This window comes from Starkeya nomas (assembly GCF_902703545.1).
Taxonomy (GTDB): Bacteria; Pseudomonadota; Alphaproteobacteria; order Rhizobiales; family Xanthobacteraceae; genus Ancylobacter; species Ancylobacter moscoviensis.
In genome coordinates this window covers 1,508,086-1,522,506 of record NZ_CACSAS010000001.1, presented here as the reverse complement: position 1 = coordinate 1,522,506, position 14,421 = coordinate 1,508,086, and the positions used below count along the sequence as shown (strand labels likewise).

Here is a 14,421-nt window from a genome sequence, read left to right as displayed (position 1 = left end):
TTGACCGGACCCGACAAGGACGAAGCTGTCGAGCGCGCCGAGCTGCTGCTGGCGTTGCGCAAGCGCGGCATACGCGACCGGCTGGTCATGCGCGCCTTCGAGCAGGTGCCCCGCGAGCGTTTCGTCGAGCCGGTCTTCCGCAACCTCGCCTGGAACGACCAGGCGCTGCCGGTCGATTGCGGCCAGACCATCAGCCAGCCCACCGTGCTCGCGCTGATGACGACGGCGCTGGAACTCGAAGGCACGCATACCGTGCTCGAGATCGGGACCGGGACCGGGTACTACGCGGCCATTCTCGGACACATCGCCGGCCATGTGGTCACGCTGGAGCGCTTCCGGACGCTGGCCGAGGCGGCGGCGCGGCGGATCGGATCGCTCGGCCTCGCCAATGTCGAGGTGTTCCTTGCCGATGGCAGGCTCGGCTATCGCGCCCGCGCGCCCTTCGACCGCATTGTGCTGGGAGCAGCTGTGGAAGAAGTGCCGTCCGCCCTGTTCGACCAGCTCGCTCCCAACGGCATCCTCGTCGCGCCCGTCGGTCCGCCGGAGGGGACGCAGGCGCTCATGCGCTACCGTCGCGGGCCGGAGGGGCTGGAGCAGCGCGAGCTCGGGTTGGTGCGCTTCGTCCCGATGCTGAGCGGCGTCGCGGCCGTGCTCTGAAGTCGCCGCGAATCCGTCATTTTTCCTGCTTTGATGCGTCGGACTTAAGCCGACGTTTACCTGTACGCCGCATTAATCATCCTCAAGTCTAGCGTTCGGGTGTGGTGCGATGCGTAATCTTTTGTCGGCGTCCGGTTCCGGTCCACTGGTGCGGCTTTCCATCGTTGCCCTCGTTGCGAGCGGGGCAGCCGCCTGTAGCTCCGACGTGAGCCGCTTCAACGACCCCAATGCCAATCCCTTTTCAGGTTCGCCGGCCTATACGGGGTCAGTGGCGTCCGCTCCCACGGGGACAGTGCAGCGGGCGCCGATTTCCAGCCAGCCGGTCGCCGCTGCGTACCCCTCGACCTACGGTTCTTCGGCGCCCTACGGTACGCCGGCCGTCGCCACTGCGCCCTACAGCGCGCCGCGTGTGGCCAGCGCTGCGCCGACCTACGCGCCGCCTTCCGCTTCGTCGAATTATGGCGGCACGCAGCCGCTCTATGGTTCCCAGCCGCAGGCTCTTGCCGCACCGAAGCCCGCTCCGCAGGTTGCGGCTGCCGCGACGGGCGGGGGCTCGCATGTCGTCACCTCCGGCCAGACTCTGAGCTCGATCGCCCGCAATTACGGCCTCTCGCGCAGCGCTCTCGCCGCTGCCAATGGTCTCGATCCCAACGCGCAGGTGCAGATCGGCCGGAAGCTGACCATTCCGGGTGCCGGTTCCACGATGGTTGCCGCTGCCCCGAAGCCGACGACGCCGGCGGCCGCTCCCGCGTTGACTCCCGTGGCCGCCAAGCAGGCCGCCACAACCCCCGTTGTCGCGGCTGCGCCGGCGGCCGCAGCCGCCAAACCCGCTTCGGTCGCCGCCGCTCCGGCGGCGCAGGCCGAGAAGCCGCAGACCATCGCTGCCGTGAAGCCGTCCGAAACGCCGGACGACGCGCGCTCGGACGGTGGCTCGCAGTTCCGCTGGCCGGTGCGTGGCCGCGTCATCTCCGGCTTCGGGCCGAAGCCCGGTGGGCAGCAGAATGAAGGCATCAACGTCTCGGTGCCGGAAGGCACCTCGGTCAAGGCGGCCGAGGATGGCGTCGTCGCCTACGCAGGAAGCGAGCTCAAGGGCTACGGTAACCTCGTGCTGATCAAGCACTCGAACGGCTACGTCACCGCCTATGCACACAACAGTGCGCTGGATGTGAAGAAGGGCGACACGGTCAAGCGTGGTCAGGTGATCGCCAAGGCCGGCCAGACCGGCAGCGTCACCTCGCCCCAGCTGCATTTCGAGATCCGCAAGGGTTCGCAGCCGGTCGATCCGTCCCAGTACCTCGCCGGTCTCTGACCGTTCGATTTGCCTGACAAGCAAGGCCCCTGACCGTCCAATCCGACCGTCAGGGGCCTCGCACGTTTTACCGGCGCGACTCTTGGACCTTGGCGCCGGTCAGCGCGGGGCGGCCGGCGGCTCGGACAACGAAACGCCCAGCCGCCCCGCGACATCCTGCACATATTGCCAGGCCGTACGGCCGGAACGCGCGCCGCGCGTGGTCGACCATTCCAGCGCTTCGCGACGCAGTGTTTCGGGATCGATCGGCACCTGGAAATGGGCGATGTAGCCTTCGACCATGGCGAGATATTCGTCCTGGCTGCATTTATGGAAACCGAGCCACAGACCGAAGCGGTCCGACAGGGACACCTTCTCCTCCACGGCCTCGCCCGGATTGATCGCGGTCGAGCGCTCGTTCTCGACCATCTCCCGCGCCAGGATGTGGCGACGGTTGGAGGTGGCGTAGAAAATGACGTTTTCCGGCCGTCCTTCGATGCCGCCTTCGAGAACCGCCTTGAGCGACTTGTAGGAGGTGTCGTCCGCGTCGAAGGAAAGGTCGTCGCAGAAGATGACGAATCGGTACTGCGAGGCGCGTGTGAGGCTCATCAGCGCCGGCAGCGTCTCGATGTCCTCGCGGTGAATCTCGACGAGCTTGATCGGCAGCTTGCCCTCGCGGGCCATTTCCTCGTTCACCTCGGCGTGCGAGGCCTTCACCAGCGAGCTCTTACCCATGCCGCGCGCGCCCCAGAGCAGGGCATTATTGGCCGGCAGGCCGCGAGCAAAGCGCAGCGTATTGTCGACCAGCATGTCGCGGGTACGGTCGATCCCCTTGAGGAGCCCCATGTCGACGCGGCTGACGCGTGGCACAGGCTCAAGCCGGCGCTCCTCGGCATGCCAGACGAAGGCGTCGGCCTCGGTGAAGTCGACGGTGGCGGCACGCGTGGGCGCGATGCGCTCCAGTGCTTCGGCGATGCGGGTCAGAACGGCGCCGAGATCGTCCGGTATATGGGTCATCGTGAGGCTCCTTGGCAGAGCCGGAATAGCCATCACGAGACGCTGGCACAAGCCCGACCGTAACGCGTGTTACTCCCTGTCGCAGACGTGACACAGCGTCGAACGGACGGCGTTTGCAATCGGCGGGCGCGTCAGTATAGTCCGCGCCGCTTCGCCGGGCCTTTCGCCCGCCTTTGATCGACGGACAAGGAACCGAGATGTTCATCACGCCCGCCTTTGCGCAGGGTGCCCCCGCCGCGGGTGGTACCGACATGCTGATGTCGCTGCTGCCCTTCGTGCTGATCTTCGTGATCATGTACTTCCTCATCCTGCGCCCGCAGCAGAAGAAGGTGAAGGCGCACCAGGAGATGGTGAAGAACGTCCGTCGCGGCGACACCGTGGTGACCTCCGGTGGAGTGATTGGCAAGGTTTCGCGGGTGATCGACGACAGCGAGATCGAGCTTCAGCTCGCCGAGGGCGTGAAGATCCGCCAGTTGCGCGGGATGATTTCCGAGGTTCGCTCGAAGGGCGAGCCTGCCAAGGAAGAAGCCGAGTCCTGACGCTGACCTCTTGCGGCCGTCTCTCGGTAGGCGGCCGGAAGGAAAGACATGCTCCACTTCTCGAAATGGAAGGCCCTCGCGATCGTGGCGTTCTCGGCCATCATCTGTCTGATGGTGGTGCCGAGCCTGCTGTCGCAGACGGCCTATGAACGCCTGCCCAGTTTCCTGCAGCGCAAGATCGTGCTTGGCCTCGATCTGCAGGGCGGCTCCTACATCGTCCTTCAGGTGGATGCTGCCGAGGTGCGCAAGGTGCGGCTCGAGCAGCTGCGCGACGATGCCCGCCGCGTGCTGCGCGATGCCAAGGTCGGCTATACCGGCCTGAACATCCAGGGCGATCAGGTGCAGGTACGCATCCGCGACGGTCAGGATGCGGACGCTGCCTATACGCAGCTGCGTACGCTGGCGCAGCCGATCGGCGGCGCGATGTCCGCGACCGGGCAGCTCGATACTGACGTGACGCGCAACGGCAACCTGATCACCCTGTCGCCCACCGCGACGGGCGTGCAGGCGCGCACCATTCAGGCGGTGTCGCAGTCCATCGAGATCATCCGCAAGCGTATCGACCAGCTCGGCACCACCGAGCCGTCGATCCAGCGCCAGGGCGCCGACCGCATTCAGGTTCAGGTCCCCGGTCTTCAGGACCCGTCGCGCCTCAAGGCACTGCTCGGCCAGACCGCCAAGCTGACCTTCCGTCTCGTCGACACCACGATGAGCGCACAGCAGGCGTTGCAGGGCCGTCCGCCGGCGGGCACGGAAGTGCTCTATTCGCAGAGCGAGCCGCCGGTCCCCTATCTCATCGAGCAGCGCGTACTGGTAGCGGGTGAAGATCTCACCGACGCCCAGCCGAGCTTCGATCCCACCACCCGCGAACCGGTCGTCACCTTCCGCTTCAACACCAACGGCGCGCGCCGCTTCGCCGAGGCGACGCAGGCCAATGTCGGGCGGCCCTTCGCCATCGTGCTCGACAACAAGGTGATTTCGGCTCCGGTCATCCGTGAGCCGATCCTCGGCGGTTCGGGCCAGATCAGCGGCAGTTTCACGGTTCAGGAAGCGAACGATCTCGCCATCCTGCTGCGCGCCGGCGCCCTGCCGGTGCCGCTGCAGGTGGTCGAGGAGCGTACCGTCGGTCCGGGCCTCGGCGCGGATTCGATCCGGGCGGGCCTCGTGGCGTCGATCGTCGGCGCCACCGCCGTCGCCCTGTTCATGATCGCGACCTACGGCCTGTTCGGTATCATCGCCGTGCTTGCCGTGGCGGTGAACGTCGGCCTGATCTTCGGCGTGCTCGCCATGCTCGGGGCCACGCTCACCCTGCCGGGCATCGCCGGCGTGGTGCTCACCGTCGGCATCGCCGTGGACTCCAACGTGCTCATCTACGAGCGCATCCGTGAGGAAGCGCGGGCCGGGCGTTCGGCGATCTCGGCGATCGACGCCGGCTTCTCGCGCGCGCTGGCGACCATCCTCGATTCGAATATCACCACCTTCATCGCGGCGGCGGTGCTGTTCTACATCGGCTCCGGCCCGGTGCGCGGCTTCGCCATCACCTTCGGCATCGGCATCATCACCACCGTGTTCACCGCCTTCACGCTGACGCGGCTCATGGTGGCGATGTGGGTGCGCTGGCGCCGTCCCCAGCACGTGCCGATCTGAGAAAGGCGAGAGCCCCATGCGTCTGCTCCGCATCGTCCCGGACGACACCCATTTCGACTTCATGCGCTTCCGGCGCATCAGCTTCCCGATCTCGGCGCTGATGTCGATCGTGGCACTCGTCGCCTTCCTGACCCTCGGCCTGAACTTCGGCATCGACTTCAAGGGCGGCACGCTGCTTGAGGTTCGCTACCCGAACAACACGCTGAACATCGCCGATGTGCGCTCCAAGCTCGAGTCGCTTGAGCTCGGCGAGGTGCAGATCCAGGAGATCGGCACCGATGGCGAGGTGCTGATCCGCGTCGCCCAGCAGCCGGGCGGCGAAAGCGCCCAGCAGGCGGTCGTCGGCAAGGTGCGGGCCGCGCTCGGCGACGGCGTCGAATACCGCCGCGTCGAGGTGGTCGGTCCGCGCGTGTCCCAGGAACTGCTCAGCTACGGCATCGTCGGGCTGATGCTCGCGGTGTTCGCGATTCTCATCTACCTGTGGTTCCGCTTCGAATGGCAGTTCGCGCTCGGTGCCTCGATCGCGAACTTCCACGATATCGTGCTGACCATCGGCTTCATGGCGATCTTCCAGATCGACTTCGATCTGACGAGCGTCGCCGCGCTGCTGACCATCCTCGGCTATTCGCTGAACGACACGATCGTCATCTACGACCGCATCCGCGAGATGCTGCGTCGTTACAAGAAGATGCCGACGGACGAGCTGCTCAACGCCTCCATCAACTCCACGCTGTCGCGTTCGGTCATCACCCACGTGACCGTCACGCTGGCGCTGCTGGCTCTCGTGCTCTTCGGCGGCCGGGCGATCCACAGCTTCTCGGTGACGATGATGTTCGGCGTGGTGCTGGTCGGCACCTACACCTCGATCTTCATCGCCTCGCCGCTGCTGATCTATCTCGGTGTGACCACACGCACGCTGGCCGAGAAGGCGGAGACGAAGGAGACCAATGCCAAGGCGGAGCGCGTCACGCCCTGACCGGGATATCCCCGGCGGGGTGAGACCCATCTGACGGAAGGCCCATGGCGACACCCGACGCCCATCTGCCGCGCCAGGTGCCGATCGATGGCTATGGCCGCTGGTCCTTCCATTTCGCCGGCATGGCGTCGGAAGGCTCCATTCTCGCCCTGCCGTCCGGCATCCACGCCTGGGCAGCGCGCGTGCCGGCCGATGTCGACGCGGCGGCGCTCGCTCCCGTCATCGTGCAATCGGCAGGCATCGAGCTGCTGCTGATCGGTACCGGGCCGGATCCCTGGCCAGTGCCCGATGCGTTGCGCTGGCGGTTGAGGGATGTCGGCATATCGGTCGATGCCATGCCGACGCGCGCGGCCGCTTCCACCTACAACGTGCTTCTGGCGGAAGGCCGCGCGGTTGCCGCCGCGCTGCTGGCGCTGCCATGAGCAGGGCGATGCGCGTGTTCCCCTGGGAGCCCGGATCATGAACGGGCCGGGCGTGATTTCGGACGCCGACTATTGCGCGCGTCTCGTTCGTGAACTCGATCGCGACCGCTATGTCGCGGATCTGTTCGCGCCCGCCGGGCGGCGAGGAGCGCTGTTCGCGCTCCATGCCTTCAATGTCGAGGTGGCGCGGGTGCGCGAGGCGATCACCAATCCCATGGCCGGGGAGGTGAGGCTGCAATGGTGGAGCGAGGCGCTGATCGGCGGGGCACGCGGCGATGTCCGCGCCAACCCCGTCGCTGCGGCGCTGCTGGACGCCATTGAGACCTATCGCCTGCCGCGCGAGACCTTCTTCGCGCTTCTCGACGCGCGCATCTTCGATCTCTACGACGATCCGATGCCGACCGTGAATGATCTCGAAGGCTATGCCGGCGAGACCTCGTCGGCCCTCATCCGGCTGGCAACGCTGATTCTTTCGGGGGAGGCCGGCCGGGCCTCAGCCGAGGCTGCCGGCCATGCGGGTGTCGCCTATGCGGTGACGGGTCTGCTGCGCGCCTTTCCCATCCATGCGCGGCGTGGCCAGTGCTATGTGCCGCTGGACCTGCTCAAGAGGCACGGATTGACCCGCGAGGATGCCGTGTCCGGCCCGGCAAGCCCCGGACTGCGGGCCGCGCTGGCCGAGATGCGCGTGCTGGCCCGGCGCCATTACGAGGCGGCGATCGAGGCGCTTGGGGACGTTGATACCGCCGAGCTCCCCGCCTTCCTGCCGCTGACGCTGGTTCCCGGCGATCTCGCCCGCATGGAGCGGCCGCACGACCCGTTCGTGGCCGTACCGGCCACGTCGGCCTTCAGCCGCCTGTGGCGGCTCTGGAGGGGTGCCCGCACGCTGCGCAAGGCGACCGAGGCGGACTAGACACCGCCCCGGAGATGGCGCCGTCAGTTCGAGCGGTCCTTGGCGACCCGGTCGAACGCCTGCAGGCGCGCCACCAATTCCTCGAACTGGTTCAACGGCACCATATTCGGTCCGTCGGACGGCGCCTTGTCGGGATCTGGATGGGTCTCGACGAACACGCCGGCAATGCCGACCGCCACGGCAGCGCGCGCCAGCACCGGCACAAATTCGCGCTGCCCGCCCGACGAGGTGCCCTGACCGCCGGGCTGCTGCACCGAATGGGTGGCGTCGAAGATCACCGGAGCGCCGGTCGTCTCCGCCATGATCGGCAGGGCGCGCATGTCGGTGACGAGCGTGTTGTAGCCGAAGGAGACGCCGCGCTCGGTGACGAGCACGTTCGGATTGCCGCTCTCGGTGAGCTTGGCGACGACGTTCTTCATGTCCCACGGCGCAAGGAACTGCCCCTTCTTCACGTTCACCGTGCGCCCCGTGGCGGCGGCGGCGATGAGAAGGTCGGTCTGCCGGCACAGGAAGGCCGGGATCTGGAGAATGTCGACGACCTCGGCGACCGGTGCGCACTGGTCGTTCTCGTGCACGTCGGTCAGCACCGGCATGCCGTAGCGCTCGCGGATCTCGGCGAAGACGGGCAGGGCCGCCTCGAGCCCCATGCCGCGTGTGCCCTTGATCGAGGTGCGGTTCGCCTTGTCGAAGGAGGTCTTGAAGACGACGCCGATGCCGCGACGGACCGCGATCTCCTTGATCGCGGCGGCGCATTCCAGCGCATGCTCGCGGCTTTCCATCTGGCAGGGGCCGGCGATCAACGCCAGCGGCAGGTCATTGCCGAAGCGCACATCACCGATGGAAACGACGGAATTGGCGGTATGGCCGCTCATCGTGAGGTTCCTTGGAGAGGAAAGCGCGGCGTCAGACAACGCCGGCGCGCAGAATGTCGTGAATGTGGAGGATGCCGACCGGCGCGTCGTCCGCGACCGCGAAGACGACCGTCACCGGCCGCCGGTTCATGAGGCCGAGCGCCGCGCTTGCCAGGACATCGGGCTGGACGACCAGCGGAGACCGCGTCATCACCGATTCGACTGGCTGCGCCAGAAGCTCGCCGCCCATATGCCGGCGCAGGTCGCCGTCCGTCACGATGCCGGCCAGCTTTCCCGTGCCGTCGACGACGCCACAGCAGCCGAAGCGCTTGCCGGTGATCTCGATCAGGACGTCGCTCATCGGCGTGCCGAATGTCACCAGCGGCATTTCGGGGCCTTGGTGCATGAGGTCGGAGACCTTCAGCAGCCGCGCGCCCAGCTTGCCGCCGGGATGAAAGACGCGGAAGTCGGAGGCCGAGAAGCCACGCCGCTCCAGCAGCGCCACCGCCAGAGCGTCGCCGATGGCGAGCTGCATGAGGGTGGAGGTGGTCGGCGCGAGGCCGTTCGGGCAGGCCTCTTCCACGCGCGGCAGCACCAGCACGGTATCGGCGGCGCGGCCGAGCGTGCTCTCCGCATTCGAGGTGATGGCGAGCAGCGGCACGTCAAAACGCCGCGCGTAATGCACGACGTCGCCGAGTTCGGCGGTCTCGCCCGACCAGGAGATGGCCAGCAGTACGTCGTCCGGCGTCACCATGCCGAGGTCGCCATGGCTCGCTTCGGCGGCATGCAGGAACAGGGCGGGGGTGCCGGTGGAGGCGAGGGTAGCGGCGATCTTGCGGCCGATATGGCCGCTCTTGCCCATGCCGGTGACGATGACGCGCCCGCGCGCGCCTTCGATGAGGCCGGTGGCGCGCTCGATGGCATCGCCGAGCTCGCCCTCGACCGTCGCGCTCAGCGCGGCGAGGCCCTTGGCTTCGATGGCGAGGGTACGCCGCACGCTCTCGCGCAAGGCTTCGTCCCGGCGGGGCGTGCCGGTGACGGGGGTGTTCTGCGACTGGGCCATGCCCAAGGCCATACTCCCTTGCTTGCGGCGTCCGTCCGCCGGGAAGCGGACGGCGCGCCGTCCAGGGCCACGCCTGCGCGTCAATAAGCGCCAATCGGCCGCGATGCAATGGAGGGCAGGGGAGACCGCGCCGGGAACCGCCCGTGGCGGGCGCACGTTGTGATGCCGCGAATGGTAGGGGCGGATGAGCGAGGCCGGTCATGGAAATGAGGCGTAGCGCGGCGGAGGAGGCGGGCGCGCTGTGGAGCGAGCCGACCGAGAACCGCCGTGAGCGCCTGTGGCGCCGCCTTACCCAGACGGCCATCATCGCCGTCGCCATCGTCGTGCTCGCGGCGGCTCTGTTCGTGGCCCGTGCGGTGCTGATCCCCATCGTCGCGGCGGCCATCATCGGCAGCGTGATCGGCCCGGCCATCGAGGGGCTTGCGCGGCGTGGCATTCCCACCGCGTTCGGCGCCGTCCTCATGGTTCTGGCCATCGTCGGGCTGTTCTACGCCATGGCGCTGGCGCTGGCGGGACCGCTGGCCGACTGGACGGCGCGGGCGCCGGAGATCGGCGCCATCCTGCAGGAACGATTCGCCGCGCTGAAGCCGAGCCTGCGGACCGTCGCGTCGATGATCGAATCGATCCAATCGATCGGCCGCGTCTCCGAGCCGCCCATGGCGGTCGAGATCGCCGACTCGCGCATGCTGGAGAGCATGGTCACGCTGGTCACGCCGGTGATCGGCGAGTTCATCCTGTTCCTCGGCTCGCTGCTGTTCTTCCTTGCCGGCCGGGTGCAGATCAAGCGGCGGGTCGTGCAGGTGATGACACCGCGTTCGACGCGGCTGACGGCGTTGCGCGTGTTCCGCGAGATCGAGGGGCGGCTGGGCGCCTATCTGGTGACGGCGACCTTCATCAATATCGGCCTCGGTATCGCGACGGGGCTGATGACGTGGCTGCTGGGCCTTCCCAATCCACTGCTGTGGGCCGTGCTCGCCGGGGTGCTGAACTACATCCCCTATGTCGGCCCTGCGGTGATGACGCTGGTTCTGGCCATGGCCGGCATCGTCACCTTTCCCGGCATCGTGCCGGCGCTTCTTCCCGCCGTGGCCTTTCTCGTCATCACCAGCATCGAGGGACAGTTCCTCACGCCGTTGATCGTGGGACGCCGCGTTGCGCTCAACCCGTTCGCCGTTTTCCTGTCGATGGCGTTCTGGACGTGGCTGTGGGGACCGGCGGGCACCTTCCTTGCCGTGCCGCTGCTGATCGCGGCGATGGCGCTTGTGGATGGCGTGCTCGCAAAGCGGCGTCCGCAGCTGCCCGGCTGACACTATTCGTGGGAAGGCTGCCCGCACCCGCTTGACACCCGCTGGGGCCTGCCTTAACACCCGCCGCACTCGACGAGCGGTCCAGCGCGGACCCGTCGTTGGGGGTGTAGCTCAGTTGGTTAGAGCGCCGGCCTGTCACGCCGGAGGTCGCGGGTTCGAGCCCCGTCACTCCCGCCACTCACATCAACAAGCCCACATCGATCGAGCAGGCGCGAAGAGACATCTGGTCTGGCTTCGCGACACTATTTTCCTCCTGCATCCCGATCGGTCTGGCGCGGTGCGCGTCGGTAAGGCGCGTGCGAATTGCGAAGACCATCCCGCCGGATGGGCGCATATCCGCCGCACCGCTTTTTCGGAGCTTCAGCCATGTCCGTTTTCAACATCACGCTCGAGCGTACCGTCACGACGCGTGAAACCGGTCAGGTCACTGTGGATGCCGCCGATCTCGGTGAGGCGGAACGCATTGCGCGCAGCCAGGTGCGCAACGGCACCGCGCTCGACGTCGACTGGCAGTCCGACATTTCCGACGCCAGCCGCGTCGTCGTCGTGGATGTCGAGGAAGTCGACGGCGCCGGGGAGCGGGCGGCCTGAGCGCCGGCTCTCTCTCCAAGGGCGCCTCCTATCGCCTCAGGCCGGACCTTCGGCCACGCGGCTCGCCAACAGGGCGCCGCTGCGTTCGAGGACGGGGTAGGCAGCGGCCGCCACGATGTGGCTGTTGATCTGTTTCATGTCGCGGAGCAGGTCGAGATAGAGCGCGCTCGCCTGCGCGGTGATCAGCGAGCTGGTGCGCAGGCGGCCGAAATGCCGCTGCGTCGCGTTCGCCTCCGCATCGCGAAAGACCACCTTCTCATCGGCCAGCAGGCGCGCGGCGCGCGGATCCTCGGTCATGAAGAGCGAGGCGGCGGTGCGCAGATTGGCGATCAGGCGATCCATGAGCGTGAGAAGCTCATCCTGCTGGGCGGGCTGAAGGGCCAGTCCGCGCTTCAACCGCTTTGCTGCGTGGGGAAGCAACTGGCGATCGATCACGTCGCCCGCCTGTTCAAGATTCATCGCGAAGGCGAGAATCTCGTTCATGCGTCGATGGTCGTGGGGTCCGAGTTCATCCGGGTCGATCGACGTCAGATAGGACTTGATGGCCAGATTCAGCCGGTCAAGCACATCGTCCCCACGACGCGTTTCGGCCATCTGGCGGCGGTCGCCACTCTGCAACCCTTCGCGGGCACCGGACAGCATCGTCTCCAGCGCGTCGGCCAGTCTCAGCGTCTCGCGGGCCGCTCCGCCCAGCGCCACGATGGGCGTTTCACGGGCCGCCGGGTCGAGATAGCGCGGGCGCGAGGGGTCGTCCGCCGCGGCCTGATCCGGCAGCAAGCGGCACAGCAGCCGCGACAGAGGCCCGAGGACCGGAAAGAACAGCGCCGCGGTGGCCACATTGAACAGCGTGTGGAAATAGGCGACCGCAAGCGCATTGTCGGGCTGCAGCGTCACCATGAAGCGGCCTATCGGCTGCAGGGCCACGAGGGCGATCGCGATCCCCGCGAGGCGGGTGATCAGGTTGCCGAGGGGCACGCGCCTGGCGGCCGGATCGGCACCGGAGGCCCCTTCCAGCAGCGGATTGATCGCGGTGCCGAGATTGGCCCCGAGCACCAGCGCGAAGGCGGAATTCGGCGGCACGACCCCATTCGCCGCCAGCGACATGATCAATAGCACCACGGCGACGCTGGAATGGGCCGCCCAGGTCAGGCCGGCGCCGATCAGCACGGCCAGCAGGGGGAGGGTGGAGATGCTGCCGAGCAGGATGCGCAGGCTCGGCGCGTCTTCGTAATCCTGAAGGAGGTCGAGCAACTGGTGCAGGGCGAGAAGCATCAGGCCGAGGCCGATCATCACGCGGCCGAGATCGTGGGTCTGCGAAGAGGAATCGCGCCGGAACATCAGCACGCCAACGAGGACGAGCGCCGGGGCGAGCGCCGCGATGTCGAGGGAGAACACCTGCACGATCAGCGTTGTGCCGACATTCGCACCCAGCATGGCAGCCAGTGCCGGAACGAGGTCGACGAGCCCCTCGGCCGCGAAGCCCGTCACCATCAGCCCGGTCGCGGTGCTGCTTTGCAGAAGGGTCGTGACGCCGAAGCCGGCCAGGAACGCCCGGAAGCGGTCGCCCATCGCATGGCCGAGGATCGATTTGAGTCGCGGACCAAAGGCGCGCTGCACGCCGGTCTGCACCATATGGGTGCCCCAGAGCAGCAGCGCGATGAAGCCGGCGAGGTCGACGAGCGTGGCGGGAAAGGTCATGCGCGACGTGCCTCCGGGACGTCTTGAGCCAGCACCCTGCTATTCTTGAACGAATGTCACTTTCGCGCCGGCATGCGGCTTTGTCGATCCTGCCGCAACGTCAGTCGGGTGCGGGTGAACCAGTTCGGGCGGCTCGCAGGATCTCGTCGAATAGCTTGTGAGCCGCCAGCGGCGGATGGGCGTTCAGCTTCCGAAGGCCGGACCTGCCCGCCGATCACGATACCGTCACGATCTCTCAGCTAGCGTCGCCGCGGAAAAATTTCTGATCGACGCCGTGCGAAAGCCGCGCGCCAAATCCCCTGTCCCGCCCATATTTTGCGCGCGCAGGCAGGCCGGTGCGCCGCGCAGCGGCAATGTTCGCGTGCAGGCTGTGAATCTTGTATGCCAGACCTGCGCGATTGGCTGCGGATGCCCTTGCCTCAGTCAGGGCGGTGAGATAAGCCTGCCGCGTGCTTTGAATATTTCGCAACTGCGATAGGCACGACCGATGACCTACGCTGGCCGGGGAGGATCCCATCCATGAGCAGTCTGCTTCAGGATTATCTGCCCGTTGTCATCTTCATCGGCGTCTCGGCGGTGATCGGCATCGCCCTGCTGGTGGCGCCGTTTCTGGTCGCCTTCAGCCGCCCGGATCCGGAGAAGATGTCGGCCTATGAATGTGGCTTCAATGCGTTCGACGACGCGCGCATGAAGTTCGACGTCCGCTTCTATCTGGTCTCCATCCTCTTCATCATCTTCGACCTCGAAGTGGCGTTCCTGTTCCCGTGGGCCATCACCTTCGGGGAGCTCGGCAGCTTCGGCTTCTGGTCGATGATGGTGTTCCTCGGCGTGCTGACCGTCGGTTTCGTCTATGAGTGGAAGAAGGGAGCGCTCGAATGGGATTGAGCGCGAATAGCCCTCTCGTCGCCCCGGCGGCCAAGGGAATCATCGACCCCAATACCGGCAGGCCGATCGGTGCGACCGATCCGTTCTTTGTCGAGGTCAATGCTGAGCTCGCCGACAAGGGCTTCCTCGTCACCGCGACGGACGAGCTCATCAACTGGGCGCGCACCGGCTCGCTGATGTGGATGACCTTCGGCCTTGCCTGCTGCGCGGTCGAGATGATGCAGACCTCGATGCCGCGTTATGACGTGGAGAGGTTCGGCTTCGCTCCGCGCGCGTCCCCGCGCCAGTCGGACGTGATGATCGTCGCCGGCACGCTGACCAACAAGATGGCGCCCGCGCTCCGCAAGGTCTACGACCAGATGCCGGAGCCGCGTTACGTCATCTCCATGGGCAGCTGCGCCAATGGCGGCGGCTACTACCACTACTCCTATTCGGTCGTGCGCGGCTGCGACCGCATCGTGCCGGTGGATATCTATGTTCCGGGCTGCCCGCCCACGGCAGAGGCCCTGCTGTACGGCGTGCTGCTGCTGCAGAAGAAGATCCGCCGCACGGGCACGATCGAGCGCTGAG

At 66.9% G+C, this 14,421-nt stretch carries 15 protein-coding genes and 1 tRNA gene; 12 read left to right on the top strand and 4 right to left on the bottom strand.

What is annotated here, in order from left to right; genetic code table 11:
* The gene (locus STARVERO_RS07340; protein ID WP_159598386.1) at nucleotides 1-657 is read left to right on the top strand and encodes a protein-L-isoaspartate(D-aspartate) O-methyltransferase; all 657 of its coding nucleotides are present in this window, start codon (nucleotides 1-3) and stop codon (nucleotides 655-657) included.
* Between the two features lie 205 nt (nucleotides 658-862).
* Nucleotides 863-1,966, top strand: coding sequence for a peptidoglycan DD-metalloendopeptidase family protein (locus tag STARVERO_RS07335; protein WP_422802131.1), 1,104 nt, complete (start codon nucleotides 863-865; stop codon nucleotides 1,964-1,966).
* Between the two features lie 99 nt (nucleotides 1,967-2,065).
* On the opposite strand, the gene STARVERO_RS07330 is transcribed toward STARVERO_RS07335, so the two are convergent.
* Entirely contained in the window at nucleotides 2,066-2,962 is an 897-nt protein-coding gene (locus STARVERO_RS07330) for an ATP-binding protein (protein ID WP_159598384.1), read from the bottom strand.
* A 197-nt stretch (nucleotides 2,963-3,159) separates the two neighbouring features.
* On the opposite strand from STARVERO_RS07330, the gene yajC reads away from it, so the two are divergent.
* The 5 genes from yajC to STARVERO_RS07305 are packed head-to-tail and all read left to right on the top strand — an operon-like array spanning nucleotide 3,160 to nucleotide 7,456.
* Nucleotides 3,160-3,501, top strand: a complete 342-nt coding sequence (yajC, locus tag STARVERO_RS07325; protein WP_144343414.1) for a preprotein translocase subunit YajC — start codon at nucleotides 3,160-3,162, stop codon at nucleotides 3,499-3,501.
* A gap of 48 nt (nucleotides 3,502-3,549) precedes the next feature.
* Complete coding sequence (gene secD, locus STARVERO_RS07320; RefSeq protein ID WP_159598383.1) at nucleotides 3,550-5,148, top strand: protein translocase subunit SecD; 1,599 nt, start codon at nucleotides 3,550-3,552, stop codon at nucleotides 5,146-5,148.
* Nucleotides 5,149-5,164: 16 nt separating this feature from the next.
* Complete coding sequence (gene secF / locus STARVERO_RS07315) at nucleotides 5,165-6,124, top strand: protein translocase subunit SecF (protein WP_159598382.1); 960 nt, start codon at nucleotides 5,165-5,167, stop codon at nucleotides 6,122-6,124.
* A 44-nt stretch (nucleotides 6,125-6,168) separates the two neighbouring features.
* A complete protein-coding gene (locus STARVERO_RS07310) occupies nucleotides 6,169-6,546 on the top strand; it encodes an Mth938-like domain-containing protein (RefSeq protein ID WP_144343417.1) in 378 nt (125 codons plus the stop codon).
* 37 nt (nucleotides 6,547-6,583) lie between these two features.
* Nucleotides 6,584-7,456 (top strand): phytoene/squalene synthase family protein, encoded by an 873-nt coding sequence (locus STARVERO_RS07305; protein ID WP_159598381.1) that lies wholly within the window; start codon nucleotides 6,584-6,586, stop codon nucleotides 7,454-7,456.
* A gap of 23 nt (nucleotides 7,457-7,479) precedes the next feature.
* On the opposite strand, the gene kdsA is transcribed toward STARVERO_RS07305, so the two are convergent.
* Together kdsA and STARVERO_RS07295 are read right to left on the bottom strand one after the other, a co-directional pair.
* Nucleotides 7,480-8,328: a 3-deoxy-8-phosphooctulonate synthase gene (kdsA, locus tag STARVERO_RS07300; RefSeq protein ID WP_159598380.1), complete on the bottom strand. Its 849-nt coding sequence runs from the start codon at nucleotides 8,326-8,328 to the stop codon at nucleotides 7,480-7,482.
* Between the two features lie 31 nt (nucleotides 8,329-8,359).
* Entirely contained in the window at nucleotides 8,360-9,370 is a 1,011-nt protein-coding gene (locus tag STARVERO_RS07295; protein WP_159598379.1) for a KpsF/GutQ family sugar-phosphate isomerase, read from the bottom strand.
* 200 nt (nucleotides 9,371-9,570) lie between these two features.
* Between STARVERO_RS07295 and STARVERO_RS07290 the strand changes: the two genes are divergently transcribed.
* The 3 genes from STARVERO_RS07290 (at nucleotide 9,571) to STARVERO_RS07280 (ending at nucleotide 11,268) form a co-directional block, all read left to right on the top strand.
* On the top strand, nucleotides 9,571-10,677 hold the full coding sequence (locus STARVERO_RS07290) for an AI-2E family transporter (protein ID WP_159598378.1): 1,107 nt from the start codon (nucleotides 9,571-9,573) through the stop codon (nucleotides 10,675-10,677).
* 100 nt (nucleotides 10,678-10,777) lie between these two features.
* A tRNA-Asp gene (locus STARVERO_RS07285) sits at nucleotides 10,778-10,854 on the top strand.
* A 189-nt stretch (nucleotides 10,855-11,043) separates the two neighbouring features.
* Nucleotides 11,044-11,268: a hypothetical protein gene (locus STARVERO_RS07280; protein WP_159598377.1), complete on the top strand. Its 225-nt coding sequence runs from the start codon at nucleotides 11,044-11,046 to the stop codon at nucleotides 11,266-11,268.
* A 36-nt stretch (nucleotides 11,269-11,304) separates the two neighbouring features.
* Here the strand turns inward: STARVERO_RS07280 and STARVERO_RS07275 are convergent, their stop codons facing one another.
* The gene (locus STARVERO_RS07275) at nucleotides 11,305-12,966 is read right to left on the bottom strand and encodes a Na/Pi cotransporter family protein (RefSeq protein WP_159598376.1); all 1,662 of its coding nucleotides are present in this window, start codon (nucleotides 12,964-12,966) and stop codon (nucleotides 11,305-11,307) included.
* A 519-nt stretch (nucleotides 12,967-13,485) separates the two neighbouring features.
* Between STARVERO_RS07275 and STARVERO_RS07270 the strand changes: the two genes are divergently transcribed.
* Nucleotides 13,486-13,851 carry an NADH-quinone oxidoreductase subunit A gene (locus STARVERO_RS07270; protein WP_144343424.1) on the top strand — a complete coding sequence of 122 codons (366 nt, stop codon included), beginning with the start codon at nucleotides 13,486-13,488 and terminating at the stop codon, nucleotides 13,849-13,851.
* Nucleotides 13,842-14,420: a NuoB/complex I 20 kDa subunit family protein gene (locus STARVERO_RS07265; RefSeq protein WP_144343425.1), complete on the top strand. Its 579-nt coding sequence runs from the start codon at nucleotides 13,842-13,844 to the stop codon at nucleotides 14,418-14,420. The genes STARVERO_RS07270 and STARVERO_RS07265 overlap by 10 nt, the downstream gene beginning before the upstream one ends.
* The last annotated feature ends 1 nt before the right edge of the window (nucleotide 14,421 follow it).